The sequence below is a fragment of the Bradyrhizobium sp. CCBAU 11357 genome, from assembly GCF_028128865.1.
Lineage (GTDB): Bacteria > Pseudomonadota > Alphaproteobacteria > Rhizobiales > Xanthobacteraceae > Bradyrhizobium.
Window position 1 is genome coordinate 141,394 of the sequence record NZ_LBJW01000108.1, and the last position, 15,731, is coordinate 157,124.

General features: G+C 65.5%; 18 protein-coding genes. 12 read left to right on the forward strand and 6 right to left on the reverse strand.

All coding sequences use genetic code 11. The features are described 5' to 3' along the window. The first annotated feature begins 151 nt into the window (after nt 1-151). Together XI05_RS27425 and XI05_RS27430 are read left to right on the forward strand one after the other, a co-directional pair. Entirely contained in the window at nt 152-541 is a 390-nt protein-coding gene (locus tag XI05_RS27425; protein WP_260371338.1) for a DUF4189 domain-containing protein, read from the forward strand. Nucleotides 542-723: 182 nt separating this feature from the next. Beyond that, entirely contained in the window at nt 724-1,134 is a 411-nt protein-coding gene (locus XI05_RS27430) for a DUF2000 family protein (protein ID WP_271507593.1), read from the forward strand. 121 nt (nt 1,135-1,255) lie between these two features. On the opposite strand, the gene XI05_RS27435 is transcribed toward XI05_RS27430, so the two are convergent. The 3 genes from XI05_RS27435 to XI05_RS27445 are packed head-to-tail and all read right to left on the reverse strand — an operon-like array spanning nt 1,256 to nt 2,478. Continuing rightward, nucleotides 1,256-1,669 carry a GFA family protein gene (locus tag XI05_RS27435; protein ID WP_271507595.1) on the reverse strand — a complete coding sequence of 138 codons (414 nt, stop codon included), beginning with the start codon at nt 1,667-1,669 and terminating at the stop codon, nt 1,256-1,258. A gap of 15 nt (nt 1,670-1,684) precedes the next feature. Then, nucleotides 1,685-2,146 (reverse strand): SRPBCC family protein, encoded by a 462-nt coding sequence (locus XI05_RS27440; protein ID WP_271507597.1) that lies wholly within the window; start codon nt 2,144-2,146, stop codon nt 1,685-1,687. Then, on the reverse strand, nt 2,143-2,478 hold the full coding sequence (locus tag XI05_RS27445; protein WP_271507601.1) for an ArsR/SmtB family transcription factor: 336 nt from the start codon (nt 2,476-2,478) through the stop codon (nt 2,143-2,145). Before XI05_RS27445 ends, XI05_RS27440 begins: the two co-directional genes overlap by 4 nt. Before the next feature lie 102 nt (nt 2,479-2,580). On the opposite strand from XI05_RS27445, the gene XI05_RS27450 reads away from it, so the two are divergent. From XI05_RS27450 to XI05_RS27475, 6 genes are all read left to right on the forward strand, one after another. Continuing rightward, nucleotides 2,581-3,273 (forward strand): TetR/AcrR family transcriptional regulator, encoded by a 693-nt coding sequence (locus tag XI05_RS27450; RefSeq protein WP_271507603.1) that lies wholly within the window; start codon nt 2,581-2,583, stop codon nt 3,271-3,273. Further along, on the forward strand, nt 3,270-4,058 hold the full coding sequence (locus XI05_RS27455) for an HlyD family secretion protein (RefSeq protein WP_271507606.1): 789 nt from the start codon (nt 3,270-3,272) through the stop codon (nt 4,056-4,058). Before XI05_RS27450 ends, XI05_RS27455 begins: the two co-directional genes overlap by 4 nt. Further along, nucleotides 4,055-4,987 (forward strand): ABC transporter ATP-binding protein, encoded by a 933-nt coding sequence (locus XI05_RS27460; protein ID WP_271507609.1) that lies wholly within the window; start codon nt 4,055-4,057, stop codon nt 4,985-4,987. The genes XI05_RS27455 and XI05_RS27460 overlap by 4 nt, the downstream gene beginning before the upstream one ends. Then, nucleotides 4,984-6,147, forward strand: coding sequence for an ABC transporter permease (locus XI05_RS27465; RefSeq protein WP_271507611.1), 1,164 nt, complete (start codon nt 4,984-4,986; stop codon nt 6,145-6,147). The genes XI05_RS27460 and XI05_RS27465 overlap by 4 nt, the downstream gene beginning before the upstream one ends. A 29-nt stretch (nt 6,148-6,176) precedes the next feature. Continuing rightward, entirely contained in the window at nt 6,177-7,484 is a 1,308-nt protein-coding gene (locus XI05_RS27470; RefSeq protein WP_271507614.1) for an adenylate/guanylate cyclase domain-containing protein, read from the forward strand. 153 nt (nt 7,485-7,637) lie between these two features. Further along, a complete protein-coding gene (locus tag XI05_RS27475) occupies nt 7,638-8,552 on the forward strand; it encodes a PhzF family phenazine biosynthesis protein (protein ID WP_271507616.1) in 915 nt (304 codons plus the stop codon). A gap of 118 nt (nt 8,553-8,670) precedes the next feature. On the opposite strand, the gene XI05_RS27480 is transcribed toward XI05_RS27475, so the two are convergent. Both XI05_RS27480 and XI05_RS27485 read right to left on the reverse strand, forming a co-directional pair. Then, a complete protein-coding gene (locus tag XI05_RS27480; protein ID WP_260379831.1) occupies nt 8,671-9,132 on the reverse strand; it encodes a DUF488 domain-containing protein in 462 nt (153 codons plus the stop codon). A 7-nt stretch (nt 9,133-9,139) separates the two neighbouring features. Further along, entirely contained in the window at nt 9,140-9,976 is an 837-nt protein-coding gene (locus tag XI05_RS27485) for a DUF72 domain-containing protein (RefSeq protein ID WP_271507618.1), read from the reverse strand. Nucleotides 9,977-10,074: 98 nt separating this feature from the next. On the opposite strand from XI05_RS27485, the gene XI05_RS27490 reads away from it, so the two are divergent. The 4 genes from XI05_RS27490 (at nt 10,075) to XI05_RS27505 (ending at nt 13,620) form a co-directional block, all read left to right on the forward strand. Further along, complete coding sequence (locus XI05_RS27490; RefSeq protein ID WP_271507620.1) at nt 10,075-10,455, forward strand: hypothetical protein; 381 nt, start codon at nt 10,075-10,077, stop codon at nt 10,453-10,455. A gap of 87 nt (nt 10,456-10,542) precedes the next feature. Further along, nucleotides 10,543-10,743, forward strand: a complete 201-nt coding sequence (locus XI05_RS27495; protein ID WP_271507622.1) for a hypothetical protein — start codon at nt 10,543-10,545, stop codon at nt 10,741-10,743. A gap of 240 nt (nt 10,744-10,983) precedes the next feature. Next, a complete protein-coding gene (locus XI05_RS27500) occupies nt 10,984-12,111 on the forward strand; it encodes a glycosyltransferase family 2 protein (protein WP_271507623.1) in 1,128 nt (375 codons plus the stop codon). Between the two features lie 6 nt (nt 12,112-12,117). After that, nucleotides 12,118-13,620 carry a glycosyltransferase family 39 protein gene (locus XI05_RS27505; RefSeq protein WP_271507626.1) on the forward strand — a complete coding sequence of 501 codons (1,503 nt, stop codon included), beginning with the start codon at nt 12,118-12,120 and terminating at the stop codon, nt 13,618-13,620. Nucleotides 13,621-13,834: 214 nt separating this feature from the next. Here the strand turns inward: XI05_RS27505 and XI05_RS27510 are convergent, their stop codons facing one another. Continuing rightward, on the reverse strand, nt 13,835-15,724 hold the full coding sequence (locus XI05_RS27510; protein ID WP_271507629.1) for a CHASE2 domain-containing protein: 1,890 nt from the start codon (nt 15,722-15,724) through the stop codon (nt 13,835-13,837). Nucleotides 15,725-15,731 lie beyond the last annotated feature (7 nt).

Sequence of the window (15,731 nt, forward strand, 5' to 3'; positions counted from 1 at the left end):
TCGTCATTGCGATCGACAATTCGTGGGCACGCTGCGCTTTGCCCACCCTACGGCGCCTCCCAAGCCTCCCGATTTCAACGCCTCATTCACCATCTGGAAACGACCGCCGCTTAGAGTTGCCCCGACCTGCCTTGGGGGGAGGGGTTTTTCCATGGCTTCGAACGTCGTCGCGCGCCGTTGCGCGATGTTTTTCTTTGCGCTCTCCGTTTGCGTCGCCGGGGCTCGCCACATCACGGATGCGCACGCGGCCGGCGCGTTTGCAGTCGGCAAGTGCGGCGCCTACGGCCAGGCCTTTGACTATGGCCACGAGCACGAGGCGCGTGCGGCGGCCCAGAAGCAATGCAAGGGCGATTGCACCACCGTGACGATGAAGCGCGCCTGCGCCGCGATGTCGGTCGATATGACGAATCCGTGCGGCGCCTATGGCTACGCCGTCAAGCCGAAGATCTCGGCCTCGCTCAATGCCGCTACGCGCGAATGCTACAAATACGGCGGCAAGGAGTGCGTGATCCGCGCCTGGGCCTGCGACGCGAAGGGCTGATTTCTCTTGGTGGGGTGATTTCCTCGAGCGTTGATTTCGTCGAGTGTTGATTTTTTCTTGCCGTCATTCCGGGGCGATGCGTAGCATCGAGCCCAGAATCCATCGTGCTACAGAGCAGGTGGATGGATGGATTCCGGGCTCGCGCCAAGTGGCGCGCCCCGGAATGACAATCGAGGGAACACATGCAGTTCGACACCAAGATCGCGGTCGTGATCCGTACCGATCTTCAAGCCTGGCAAAAGCTCAACGTCGCGTCCTTCCTCACCAGCGGCATCGCCGCGGCCTTTCCGGAATGCATCGGCGAAGCCTATGAGGACGCCTCGGGCACCAAGTATCATGCGCTGATCGGCCAGCCGATTCTGATCTACGGCGCCGATGGTCCTGCATTGTCGCGCGCGCTGGACCGCGCGCTCACCCGCAACGTCGAGGCGGCTGTCTACACCGAGGACATGTTCAAGACGACGCATGATGCCGCCAATCGCGAGGCGGTGAGGGCGGTTGCACGCACGGATCTCAATCTCGTCGGCATCGCCATGCGCGCCGAGCGCAAGGTGATCGACAAGATCGTCGACGGGTTGAAGTTCCATAGTTAGTCGCACCGCTCAAAAGCTCCCACATCGTCATTGCGAGCGAAGCAAAGCAATCCAGAATCGTTTGGCGCAGGTTTTCTGGATTGCTTCGTCGCTTCGCTCCTCGCAATGACGGAGTGCGTGCTCACCCCGGCGGCATGCCCTCGAATTTCATCAGGCCAGCGTCGAGAGGGTCCCACTCGTGGCCGCGAGCGGCGAAGGTCACCGCCTGCGGCTTATAGCGGGCGGGCTCGTCGAGGCTTGCCGCGCGGATCGTGAAGACGTCCGGCTGCGCGGCGAAGGTCATGTAGACGGCCACGCCGCATTGTGTGCAGAAGCCGCGCGTCTTCACCTTGCCGCTGTCGGCGACCATGTCCCAGCGCCTCGCATCGCCCGTCAGCGTGACACCTGCGCGCGCGAAGGTCGCGTACGAGCCATGGCCGCTGCCGCTTTCCCGCTGGCAGTCCCGGCACTGGCAGTGATTGCTGAAGAGGGGCTCCCCTTCGATCGAATAGCGGATGGCGCCGCAGGCGCAGCCGCCGGTATAGGGCTTTTCCATCGCGATATCTCCCACTCAACCTTCGCCGCTGATCTCATCGAGCTTGCGAACGACCTTCTTCCAGCCGCCGCTCATCACCGTGTAGGCCGACTCGTTCCTGGGCAGGACGAAGCCCGCATGGACGAGGCGGATCCGCGTGCCGGCTTCGACCGGGGTGAGGGACCAGGTCACGACGGTGTCGAGCGGTGCGCCATAGCCGGTGTTGCGGTCGTCGCCGCCCTTCCAGGCGTAGACGAGGCGCCTGAAAGCCACGACCTCCAGAACCCGGCAATGGATCACGCCGTCCCATTTGCCGCCCGGGGTGGTCTGGAAGGTGAAGGCCTTGCCTTCGACGGCTTCAAAGCCGGTCGGCTGCATCAGCCAGCGCCCGATCAGCTGCGCGCTGGTCAGCGCCTTCCAGATCGTCTCGGCTGTGTGAGGGAAGACCTCGTCGACGACGATGTCTCTTGTGTCGGCTTTCAACGCGGCAGCACTCACGGGTCGATCTCCTTCAAGAGGTCACGCAGGTTCTGGAAACGCTCGCGCCAGAAGACGCCGTAATGGTCCATCCAGGTGACCAGCGGCTCGAGTCCTTGCGGCGCGGCGCGGTAGTAGACGTTGCGGCCCTCGGCGCGCTCGGCGACGAGGCCAGCCTGCTTCAGCGACTTCAGGTGCTGCGAGATCGCGCCCTGGGTCACGCCGCTGCCGCGCGTCAGATCGGCGACGCTGATCTCCTTGCTGTCGAACACGCGCTCGAACACGGCGCGGCGGGTCGGATCGGCAAGGGCGCGCATCACGGTGGTGACGCTGTTTCGGGCGGCTTCGATCATGTCGTTAAATTAGTGAATGCTAATGCATTAGTCAATACTAATTCGTCGGGTGGCCTGCTTTGTGGTCTTGACTATGACTGACTAGTCAGTCATAAATTTCAAATGACGAAGAAACCGACCAAAGCCGCCTTGCCCTCTGCGGCCCCCCACGCGACCGGCCCTGCGTCTGCAGGCCCCGACGCGGCACCTGCCTCGAACCGCGCCACGCGTGCGGCGGAGCGGCGTGCGGCGATCGTCGAGGCGGCGATGGAGGAGTTCATCGCGCGCGGCTTTGCCGCGACCAGGCTCGACGACATCGCCAAGCGCGCCGGCGTCGCCAAGGGCACGATCTACCTGCACTTCAAGGACAAGGAGTCGATGTTCGAGGAGCTGGTGCGCATCGTCATCGTTCCCGTGGTCGCACGGCTGACCACGCTGCCGCCGCCGGCGGGCTCGGTGCGCGACCTCGTCGAGACCTTCGCCGGCAACTTCCTGAAGGAGGTGATCGGCACCAGGCGCGGCGATCTGGTGCGCCTGATCGTGGCGGAGGGGCCGCGCTTTCCGTCGGTCGCCGACTTCTACTACCGCGAGGTGGTCTCGCGCGGGGTCGCCGCGATGCGCGCGCTGATCGAGCTCGGCATCGCCCGCGGCGAGATCCGGCAGAAGGATCTCGCGCGCTATCCGCAGATCCTGGTCGCGCCCGCGATGATCGCCGTGATCTGGCAGAGCTTGTTTGCGCGGCATGCGCCGCTCGACGCGCAGGAGATGCTGCGCGTGCATCTCGATTTGATTTTTGGCGAACGGAGGACGACATGAGGTCGTCGCAAACAATTTCTGTTCTGGCATTGCTCGCTGTGCTCGCAACCGGGCTTGCCGGGTGCAAGGAGAAGCGCGATCCCGGCTTCCAGGGCTGGGTCGAGGCCGACATGATCTTCGTCAGCCCGGACGAAGCCGGGCGGGTCACCAAGCTCAACGTCCGCGAGGGCGACGAGGTCAAGGTCGGCGATCACCTCTATTCCGTCGATGACGATCTTCAGCTTGCCGACCTCAACCAGCAGAAGGCGACGCTCGCGAACGCGCAGCAGACCTATGACCGTGCGGCCTCGCTGAACAAGACCGGTTCGGGCACGCAGGCCAATCTCGATTCCGCCGTGTCCGCCTTGCGCGTCGCGGAGGCGCGGGTGGCGACCTCGGAGACGCGGATGGCGCGGCGCAAGGGCTTCGCGCCCGTCGCCGGCACCATCCAGCAGATCTATTTCCGCGAAGGCGAGATGGTGGCGGCGCAGCGGCCGGTGCTCTCGATCATGCCGCCCGGCAACATGAAGCTGCGCTTCTTCGTGCCGGAGACCGAGTTGCCGAAGCTCGCGATCGGCGACACGGTGCGCGTCTCCTGCGACAATTGCGCCGCCGATCTCACCGCGAAGATCTACTTCATCGCGACTTCGGCCGAATACACGCCGCCCGTCATCTACAGCCTCGAGGAGCGCAACAAGCTGGTCTATCTGATCCAGGCGCGACCCTCGCGGCCCGATGCCTTGCGCGTCGGACAGCCGATCGACGTCTACCTCAACCCGAAGACACCGGTGGCGGACAAGCGATGAGCAACGGCAACGGCATCGCCATCGACGTCAAAGGCCTGACGAAATCATTCGGCGGACGCGAAGTCGTGCACGATCTGTCGATGCAGGTGAAGCGCGGCTCGATCTACGGCTTCCTCGGTCCCAACGGCTCGGGCAAGACCACGACCATCCGCATTCTTTGCGGCCTGCTCACGCCTGATAGCGGCGAGGGCACCTGCCTCGGCTACGACATCCGCCGCGATGCCGAGAAGATCAAGCGCCAGGTCGGCTACATGACGCAACGCTTCAGCCTGTACCAGGACCTCTCGGTGCGCGAGAACCTCGAATTCGTCGCGCGGCTCTATGGCCTCACCGACGCGCGCGGCGCGGCGCGCGACATGATCCAGCGGCTCGGGCTCTCCGGGCGCGAAGAGCAGCTCGCCGGCGAGCTCTCCGGCGGCTGGAAGCAGCGGCTGGCGCTCGGCGCCTGCACGCTGCCCAATCCACAATTGCTGCTGCTGGACGAACCGACCGCCGGCGTCGATCCCAAGGCGCGGCGCGATTTCTGGAACGAGATCCACGCGCTCGCCGCCGAGGGCCTCACCGTGCTGGTCTCGACCCATTACATGGACGAGGCCGAGCGCTGCCACGAGATCGCTTACATCGCCTACGGCTACCTGCTGGCGCACGGCACGGTGGAGGAGGTGATCGCGAAATCGGCGCTGACGACCTACACCGTCACGGGCGACGACCTCAACGAGCTTGGCGCCGCGCTCACGGGCAGGCCCGGCATCGACATGGTGGCTCCGTTCGGCACCTCGCTGCATGTGTCCGGCCGCGACGTCCCGGCGCTCGAAGCCAGCATTGCGCCCTGGCGCGAGAAAAGCGGGCTGCACTGGCAGAAGTCGCAGCCCTCGCTCGAAGACGTGTTCATCGAGCTGATGGGCCGCTCCAAGGACAATTTCCAATGAGCGCAGTCGACCATCCTGCACCACGGCGCGAAATCCGCGAGCGCTTCGGCTTTTTGCGGCGCTCCTACGCGATGCTGATCAAGGAGTTCATCCAGCTGAGGCGCGACCGCGTCTCGTTCGCGATGATCGTGATGCTGCCGGTGATGCAGCTGATGCTGTTCGGCTATGCCATCAACACCACGCCGCACCATCTGCCGAGCGCGGTGCTGCTCCAGGAGGATTCCGATCTCGCCCGCTCGATCCTGAAGGCGCTGGAGAACACCGCCTATTTCCGCTTCCTCTACGAGGTGCACGACGTCGATGATTTCGACAATCTCCTGAAATCGGGCAAGGTGCTGTTCGGCGTCGAGATCCCGCGCGGCTTCGAGCGGGCGGTGCGGCGCGGCGACAGGCCGGCGCTGCTGGTCGCGGCCGACGCCACCGATCCGGTCGCGGCGAGCGCGGCGATCGGCTCGCTCGGCATGGTCGTGCAGACGGCGCTCAAGCACGATCTCTATATCGGCGATCCCCCGGAGATGCCGTTCGAGATCCGCGCCCATGCCCGCTACAATCCGGCAGCTAGCTCCAGCCTCAACATCGTGCCGGGGCTCGTCGGCACCATCCTGACCATGACCATGCTGATCTTCACCGCGCTCTCGGTGACGCGCGAGGTCGAGCGCGGCACCATGGAGAGCCTGCTATCGATGCCGATCAAGCCGGTCGAGGTGATGTTCGGCAAGATCATCCCTTACGTGCTGGTCGGCTTCGTCCAGGCCTTCCTGATCATCGGCATCGGCGTCGGCCTGTTCGGCGTGCCCGTGCTCGGCAATCTCGTTCTGCTGGCGCTGCTCTCGACGCTGTTCATCACCACCAATCTGTCGATCGGCTACACGATTTCGACGTTGGTGCAGAACCAGCTCCAGGCCATGCAGATGTCGATGATGTTCTTCCTGCCGAGCATTCTGCTCTCCGGCTTCATGTTCCCGTTCGCAGGCATGCCGGCCTGGGCGCAATATCTCGGCGAGGCCTTGCCGCTGACCCATTATTTGCGAATCGTCCGCGCCATCATGCTGAAGGGCGCGACCATGCAAAATTTGCATTTCGACGCGCTGGCGCTGGCGGCCCTGATGCTGCTCGCCATGACCGTCGCCGTGACGCGCTTCCGCCGTACGCTGGATTGAGGCACAATACCCCGGAATCGAGGGGTGGAATGGCCAAGTTTGCGAGCAGGAAAGCGCGGCAGCATGCCGCCTTGTCGGAGGACTTCGAGCGCGAGCTGACGCGGGAGGTGCTGCGCACCGAGCTGTTGCGGGTGCGGGCATTGATCGCGACCGGCTGCGTCATGACGCTGTTCCTCACCGCGGTCTATTTGGTCGATCCCGCCGTGGTGAACCGGGTCTGGCGCGGCACCGAGGGGCTCGCCGAAGTCTACGGCCTGCTCGTCGGCTTCATTTTGTTCGAGGTCTGGGTCCACACCCAGATCAGGAAGAACCTTCGCCTCGATCGCGACGTGCCGGTGGCCAGGCGCTATATCGGCACGCTGATCGAGACGTCGCTGCCGACCTTGATCCTCATCCTGCAGATCCGGACCATGGGCGCGACCCAGGCCCTCGGCTTCGCCGTGCCGCTGATGTATTTCATTTTCGTTATCCTCTCGACGCTGCGGCTCGATTTCTGGCTCTCGACCTTCACCGGCTTCGTCGCTGCTGCCGAGCTGTTCGCGGTCGCACTGGTCTACGATCCCTCGAGCAGCATCGGCGAGCCCCAGCTCTATTTTCACGCCGTCCGCAGCACCATCATCCTGATCTGCGGCGTGCTCGCGGGCGCTGTCGGCGCGCAATTGCGGCGGCAGTTCGCCGCGAGCATCGCGGCCGCCACCGCGCGCGACCGGGTCACCAATCTGTTCGGCCAGCACGTCTCGCCGCAGGTGGTGGAGCGGCTGATGACGGCAGGGCCGCGCACCAGCGGCGATGTCCGCCGCGTCGCAGTGATGTTCGTCGATTTCCGCGGCTTCACGACCGGCGCGCAGTCGCGTACGCCACAGGAGGTGGTCGACCGGCTCGACGGCGCCTTCGCCGTGCTGGTCGACATTCTCGACCGCGAGGGCGGCATCGTGAACAAGTTCCTGGGCGACGGCTTTCTCGCTCTGTTCGGCGCGCCGCTGGAAGCATCCGACGCCGCGCACCGCGCGGTCGCCGCCGGCCGCGAGATGCTGCGGGCGATGGATCGCATCAACGCGGAGAGCAGCTGGCCGCTGCGGATCGGCATCGGCATCCATTTCGGCGAGGTCGTCGCCGGCAATATCGGCTCGCCCCGGCGCAAGGAATACACCGTCATCGGCGACACCGTGAACTTCGCCTCGCGGCTTGAGGCGCTGAACAAGGATTTCGGCTCGCAGCTCCTGATCTCCGCATCCGTGCGCGAGGCGCTGGGTGCCGACGGCAGCGATGCGGTCGCGCTCGGCGAAGTCGAGGTGCGCGGCTACGAGCAGAAAGTGCCGGTGTTTCAGCTGGGGTAACGCGCATGACACATCGGTGCGCGCAGTTCTCTTTCATCCAAGCGATTGCTCCGATTGCACTCAATTTTGGGGCATGACGAGCGATGTTTCCGGCTTGTAGAGTGCTGCGCGATGCGGCCGGTTGCGGCCGCGACTTGCATGGGGGAAGTGCAGATGCAGCGCCGCTACATCACCGTCGACGTGTTCACCGACCGCGCCTTCGGCGGCAATCAGCTCGCCGTGGTGCTCGATGCCGGCGGGCTGACGACGCAGCAGATGCAGGCGATCGCGACCGAGTTCAACTATTCCGAGACCACCTTCGTGCTGCCGCCGCGCGACAAGGCCAATGATGCGGAGGTGCGCATCTTCACGCCGGTGCAGGAGCTCGACTTTGCGGGCCATCCCAATGTTGGCACCGCCTTTGTGCTGGCGTCGATGGCGAAGGAGCCGAAGCCGCGTCTGCTGTTCGAGGAGAGGGCCGGGCTCGTGCCGGTCGACATCGTGCGAGAGCACGGCCGGGTGACCAGAACCGAGCTCACCGCACCGCAGCCGCTGCAGCGGCTTGCGAGGCTGTCGGCTGCCGAAGCCGCCAGCTGCATCTCGCTCGCTGCGGAGGACGTCAAGACCGACAATCACGAGCCGCAGATCGTCACCGTCGGAAACGGGTTTCTGGTGTTGGAGCTGCATTCGCGCGAGGCGCTGAAGCGGGCCCGGCCCGACGCGGCCGCGTTCGGCAGGGTCTTGCCGCGCGACGGCGCCCGCTCGGTGTGGTTCTATACGCGTGACGTGCCCGCGGCGGAGGCGCCTTGCGAGCGCCAGGCGCGCATGTTCATGCGAGGATCCAGCGGTCTCGTCGAGGATCCCGCCACCGGCAGCGCCACGGTTGCCGCCGCCGCACTGTTCGCCGATCTCGATCCCGCGCGCGACGGTGAGCTGAGGCTCACAATCGGCCAGGGCTTCGACATGGGCCGCCCGAGCATCCTCTCGACGCGCGTGCGCAAGCAGGACGGCAAGATCGTCTCCGCCCATGTCGGCGGCGCTTGCGTGCAGATGATGGAGGGAACGTTTCGGTTGGCGGGAGAGGGGTAGGTTGTCATTCCGGGGCAGCGCGAAGCGCTGAGCCCGGAATCCATCGGGCAGCAGAGACGGTGGAGAAATGGATTCCGGGCTCGCGCCAAGAGGCGCGCCCCGGAATGACGGCGGGCAGTTACACCTGCCGCCCCGCCAAATTCTTCACCGCAACCCCATCGCGCTCCTCGATGATCTCCGCGATCATCTGGCGATGGCAATGGGTGTGGTCGCGCTCGTAGCAGAGCAGGCACACCGGGCCGGCCTTCTTCACCAGCGCCGAGAGCTCGTCCATCTCTTCTTTCGCCTGCGGCGTCTTCAGGTGTTTTGAATAGATCTTCTCGAGCACGTCGTATTGACCGCCGCGCGCGGCGAGGCGGCCTTCCTTCGGTGTGCCGAGCGCGGCGAGATGGACATAGCCGATGCCGCGCTCGTCGAGGCCTGCCGAAAGCTGCTTCTTGGAAAAGCCCGGCCGGCGCGACGACGTCACCGCGCGCACGTCGACCACGAGCTTGACGCCGGCCTGTTCCAGCTCGTCCAGCACGGCCTTGGGCGGCGTCTGCTCATAGCCGATGGTGAACAGCTTCTTCGCCTTTGCCATGTGAACCTCAGCTCACCCGCGCGATCAGTTCCATGGCGCCGTGGGGCGCGCGCACCTTGCCCTCGTGGATGACATAGGCGAACACGTCGCGCGGCTCCTTCTTCGGCTTGGCCTTGTCAACCTTCGGGAGGTCGTCGGGTTCACCGCCCGAAGCCCAGGCCTGAAAGCGCTCGGCCCAGGCATCGAGCTGCTTCGGCGGATAGCAGGTCTTGATCTCGTCATTGCCCTTCTGCAGCCGCGCATAGACGAAATCGCCGGCGACGTCAGCGATGGCAGGATATTTGCCGTGCTCGGCGAACACCACGGGCGTCTCGAACTCGCGGATCAGCGTCACGAAGTCCGGCGTGCAAAAGCTGTCGTGGCGGACCTCGACGACATGGCGCAGCGCGCGCCCCTCCAGCTTGCGCGGCAACAGCTCCAGGAACTTGCCGAAATCGGCGCCGTCGAACTTTTTCGTCGGCGCGAACTGCCACAGCACCGGCCCAAGATGATCGCCGAGTTCCAGCACGCCGGAATCGTAGAACCGCTTGATGGAATCGCCGGCCTCCGCGAGCACGCGGCGGTTGGTCGCGAAGCGCGGTCCCTTCACCGAGAACACGAAGCCCTCGGGCACCTCGCTCGCCCATTTGCGAAAGCTCTCCGGCTTCTGCGAGCCGTAGTAAGTGCCGTTGATTTCGATCGAGGTCAGCTTGGAGGCGGCATAGGACAGCTCCTTCGCCTGCGTCAGCTTCTCCGGATAGAACACGCCGCGCCAGGGCTCGAAGGTCCAGCCGCCGATGCCGATGAAGATGTTGCCGGATTTTTTGGACGCGGTTTTTGCTTTGGCCACGGGAGGATCTCGCATCGACGGGGAGGGATCTCATCCTAATCAAACCAGATGTGATTGGCCAGTTGGCCGGTGCGGTCTAAGCTCGCGTTGGGCCCGCGAAGAAGGAGAACAAGATGCGGATGCTGCCGGTGGGAGTCGCGCTCGTCATGATGACATCTGCTGCCATGACAAGTTCTGCCGTGGCGGATGACGACGACGCGAAGGGCGCGCAGAAGCTCGCCCAGCAGGGCCGCGACGATTACTGGCATTGCCTGGCGCGGGAATATTCGCGCGACTCCAATCAAGGCCTGTCGGAGCAGGATTTCGGCCGCTCGGTTGCGGGCGCCTGTCCGTCGGAGCGGCAATATTACCGGGTGGCGCTGCTCGACTATCTCACCACGCAGTATCCCGACATCGATGCCGGCGCCCATCTCGCCACCGCGAACAGGGCGGTGGAGGCGGCGCAGAAGGACATCGTGATGGCCTTCGTCAAGCACCGGCCGCCGGCGAAGTAGCCCGTCGCTAGTGCTGTCTGCGAGCTCTTCCGGCCGCGCGCGCATCCGTGGTATCAGTGGGCCGGTCTGGAGCGGGGATGGACTTGCATGTCGTCTGAGTCGGTGGGTGGCATTTTGGGGGCGATCGTCGCGGCGGTCGTGCTTGCGGTTGCCGTCGTGTTCGGGCCGATCGGTCAGTACGGCAAGCCGCCCAAGCCGGCGAAGGTCGAGCCCGCCCCGGTGGCACCGGCAGCCCCCGCCGCGCCCGCGCCGCGCGGGCCGATCATCCGGGAAGTGCCCAACCAATAGGGCATGAAAACCGGGTTTCCGCCCCTTGCGGAACGCCTTTGCCGTCCCCATCTAGCTTCTAACGGCGACGTTGAGCGTAAAGACCTCCGTCGCTGGAACGACCTTGGAATAGCTTAAAGCCTGCGCCGGATGTACGCGCGGCCCGCCGTTCCGGGGTCGTTGGCATTTTAGGGCCCTTTTCGGCCATTCCCCAGAACCCCGGCTTGGCAGCGCAGGATGCGGCGGATATACGCTGCCGTCATGAACGAAGCGATCAGACCGGGCATCGACAGCCAGGCTCAAGAGGGGCCGGAACTGTCGGTCATCGTCCCGACTTTCAACGAGCGCGACAACGTCACGGTGCTGTACCGGCGCCTGGAGGCGACGCTCGCCAACGTCGCCTGGGAGGTCGTATTCGTCGACGACAATTCGCCCGACGGCACCTGGGACGTCGTGCGCGAACTGGCGCAGCGCGACAGCCGCGTGCGCTGCGTCCGCCGCATCGGCCGCCGCGGCCTGTCGGGCGCCTGCATCGAGGGCATCCTCGCTTCCAGCGCGCCCTATGTGGCCGTGATCGATGCCGACCTCCAGCACGACGAGACGCAGCTGCCCAAGATGCTGTTGCTGCTCGCAAGCGATCAGGCCGACCTCGTCGTCGGCAGCCGCTACATCGAGGGCTACAAGAGCGAAGGCTTCAACAAGCAGCGCGCCGGCGCCAGCGCGCTCGCGACCGAGGTCGCCAAGAAGATGCTGCGGGTCGAGATTGCCGATCCCATGAGCGGCTTCTTCATGATCCGCCGCGACCGCTTCGAGCAGCTCGCACCGAAGCTCTCAGTGCACGGCTTCAAGATCCTGCTCGACATCGTCGCGACGGCGCATGGCAGCTTGCGGGCGGTCGAGATTCCCTACACCTTCGGCGCCCGCCAGCACGGCGAGAGCAAGCTCGATTCCATGGTCGCGCTCGACTTCCTCGGTCTCGTCTTCGCCAAGCTGACCAACGATGTCGTCTCGCTGCGCTTCATCCTGTTCGCGATGGTCGGCGGCTTCGGCCTCGTGGTGCATTTGACCACGCTGTTCATCGCGCTTCGCCTGTTCAACGCGCCATTCGCGGAGGCGCAGGCCGCCGGCGCCATCGTCGCCATGACCAGCAATTTCATCCTCAACAACTTCCTCACTTATCGTGACCAGCGGCTGAAGGGCTTTGCGCTGCTGCGCGGCCTGATCGCCTTCTACATCGTGTGTAGCGTCGGCCTGCTCGCCAATGTCGGCGTCGCCTTCTCGGTCTACGACCAGGAGCCGATCTGGTGGCTGGCCGGCATGGCCGGCGCGCTGATGGGCGTGGTGTGGAACTACGCGATGTCCGGACTGTTCGTCTGGCGCAAGAAATAGCGCGACATGGGCGGAGCTGACGCGCGGATCGTCCGCAATACCGCGCTGCTGATTCTCGCGCTGGTGGGATTGCGGCTCGTTGCAGCCGCGTTCACCCCGATCACGTTCGACGAAGCCTATTACTGGATGTGGTCGAAGAGCCTCGCCGGAGGCTATTACGACCACCCGCCGATGGTCGCTTATGTGATCCGCGCCGGCACCATGATCGCGGGCGATACCGAGCTCGGCGTCCGCCTCGTCTCGATCCTGCTGGCGCTGCCGATGAGCTACGCGGTCTATCGCTCCGCCGCGATCCTGTTCGGCGGCGCACGCGTGGCCGCGACCAGCGCCATCCTGCTCAATGTGACGCTGCTGGCTTCCGTCGGCACACTGATCGTCACGCCCGATGCGCCGCTGCTGGTCGCCTCCAGCTTCGTGCTGTTCTTCCTCGCCAAGGTGCTGGAGACGGGACGGGGCGCCTGGTGGCTCGCCGTCGGCGTGGCGGTTGGCGCGGCGCTGCTGTCGAAATACACCGCGATGTTCTTCGGGCCGGCGATCCTGATCTGGCTCGCATCCGTGCCAAAACTCCGGCGCTGGTTTCTCTCGCCCTGGCCCTATCTCGGCGGCCTCGTCGCCCTCGCACTGTTCTCGCCGGTGATCCTCTGGAATGCGGACCATCAATGGGTCTCGTTTACAAAGCAGCTCGGCCGCGCCAGGATCGAGGACTTCCGCCCCGTCTTCATCGCCGAACTCGTCCCGACCCAGATCGCGTTCGCAACGCCGCTGGTCTTCATCCTCGGCGCGATGGGCCTGCACGCGCTGACCTGGCAGCGCGCCGGGGCGCTGGCCTCGCGCGTGCTGATTGCGACCATGTTCTGGACCATCGTCGCCTATTTCGTCTGGCATTCGCTGCATGCCCGCGTTGAGGCCAACTGGTTTGCGCCGGTTTATCCGCCGTTTGTCATTGCCGCGGCCGTCGCAGCCAACCTCGCGCAGTGGAAGCCGCGTCAGCGGCGCCTCGTCGACTTTTGCCTGCGCTGGGCCGCGCCTGTGGGCATCGTCATGTTCGCAGCCTTGATTGTGCAGGCCAATACCGGCTGGTTGTCCGGATATCGCCGCGATGCCACCGTGCGCAGTGTCGGTGTCGGCTGGCGCGAGCTCGCGGCGGGAATCGAAGCGGTGCGCGCGCGCAGTGGTGCCACCTGTGTGCTCGCGCAGGATTACGGCACCACGAGCTGGCTCGCATTCTATCTGCCGCGCGGCACCTGCGTCGCGCAGCAAAGCCAGCGCATCCGCTGGATCAACATGAAAGAGCCCGATCCCAAGCTGCTCGCCGGCAAGCTGCTCTATGTCGACGAATTGCGCGCCGACGCCAATCCCGCCCTCAATGCTCTCTTTGCCAAGGTGACGCAGGTGGCGCAATTGCAGCGCAAGCGCGGGCCTCTCGTGGTCGAGACCTACGGCATCGACCTGCTGGAAGGTGCCAAGGGCGAGGTGCTGGACCGCTCGCCGCCGCCGGAAGCGCGGTAGCGCCTTAGAGCGGAATGGCTTTAGGTCGAATCGATTGCCGCGGGCTCGGTGCAACCTCTCCCGCTTGCGGGAGAGGTCGCGCCGAAGGCGCGGGTGAGGGTATTCTCCTCTAGGGGATTGTCCCATTGCGGAAACACCCTCTCCCCAACTCCCGCAAGCGGGAGAGGGAGCGCACCTCCGTCTTTGCAGCGATCGAGCCTCACTTCATCGCGCTTCAGCCCATCATCTCGGCCTTGGCCGCATCCTGGCCCGGCCCATCGCGATCGCGCCAGAACCAGACGGTCACGACGCCGGAGCGGCCGCGGACCTGGGCGAGCAGGGGGCCGGACAGAACGCCGTCGGGCGCGCCCTGGAAGTCGGCGGCATCCAGCAGCGTGTCGCTCAGCGCGAGGCGCGCATCGTTCTGGGCAGCGATCTCCATCAGCCGGCTTGCCACGTTGACGGTATCGCCCGTCGCCGTGATGTGCTGATGGCTTTCGCCGAGCCGCGAGGCGACGATCGGGCCGCAATGCGCGCCGATCTTGAAGCCGAGCTGACCTGCGATCGCTGGCGGCAGCGAGGCGATCCAGCCTGCCAGGCCGCGATGCAGATCGATCGCGCATTTCAGCGCGCGTGCCGAATCGTCGGGCATCGCGCGCGGCAGCCCGAACAGGATCATGGCGCCGTCGCCGAGGAAGCCGGTGATCATGCCGCCGCAATCGATCGCGGTCCGGTCGATCAGCGCATGAAACGCCTTCAGGATAACCGTGAGCTGGTCCGGATCGATCCGCTCGCTCAGACCGGTGAAACCGGAGAGATCGACGAACACCACGGCTGCGTCCTGCCGCACCGGCTTCGACAGGAAGTTCGGATCTCGCGCCAGCCAATCCTGCAGCGCCGGAGCCTGAAATTGCGCGAGCGACCTGCTCCGGGCGGCGAAATATTGCGTGCGGCGGCCCCCGGCCCACAGCTGCACGCCGGCAAAGACCGCAACCGGCGGCACGGCCGCGGCGAGCGTGGTCGCGGCGTTCAGCCAGACGCCATGCATGAACGCGAACAGGTTGAGCCCGGCCCAGGCGATCATCACCGCGGCCGCGGCCATGGTGCCGAGCGCGATGCGCCGCCAGGCGAGCAGGCCGACCAGCAGCATCGGCAGCAGGATCGCAATGAGCGCATCCGCAATGCGCACCCTGCGGTCACGAATGATGGCATCGCCAGCAACGAGATGCGTGATCGCGGTCGAGACCACCTCGACGCCGGGCATCAGGGAATCGAACGGCGTTGGATAGAAGTCGCCGCCGCCGGCGACGGAGGCGCCGATCACGACGATCCGGCCCTCGATGGCCGCGCGATCGAGCGTGCCGTCGAAGATGCTCTGTGCGCTGACGGTTCGGATGGTGCGGCGCGGGCCGTAATAGGTGATGGGCAATGAAAGATTGCTGTCGGTCGGCACCAGGCGATCGCCGAGCATGAGGTGGTCCGGCGCGACTGTCAGCGGCTTGTCGAGCGCGCGGGCTGCGACGCGCAACGGAAACGACAGCTCGACCTGGTCGCGCGTCCGGAACAGCATCGGCACCGCGAGCGGCGAGCCTGATTGCCCCGTCGCGACGTTGACGACGCCGACCTCGGCATGATCGGCAAATGCGGGCAACGGCTGCAGGAAGCGCTCGGCCTCGGGCAGCACGGCCAGCAGACCTTCGCTGCTGGGGGACACGGTTTCGCTGGCGGAGGAGAAGATCGCCGCGGCGGCGAGCACCACGGGCCCGGTGGCGAGCGTGTTGGCGAGTGTCGCATCGCCGATCGCGGCGCTACGATCGACCAGCAGCAGGTCGATCGCGACGACCTTCGGCTTGAATTGCACGATGGTGTCGACGACGCGGGCGAGATCGGCGCGCGGCAGCGGATAGGTGCTGCCACGCTTCACCACGGTGTCGTCGATCGCGACGATGGTGACGAGATCCGGCGGACGCTGCACGCCGCGGGCCTGCGTCCGCCAATCCGTCAACGTGGCTTCGAGGCGATCGAGAAAGCGCAGATGGCCGTGGGCGTGCGCGGCATAGATGCCCGCACCCCACAGCGCGGCGAGAACGAGTGCCACCAGAATCTGAACGCGTCGGCTGCGCATGCGGTCG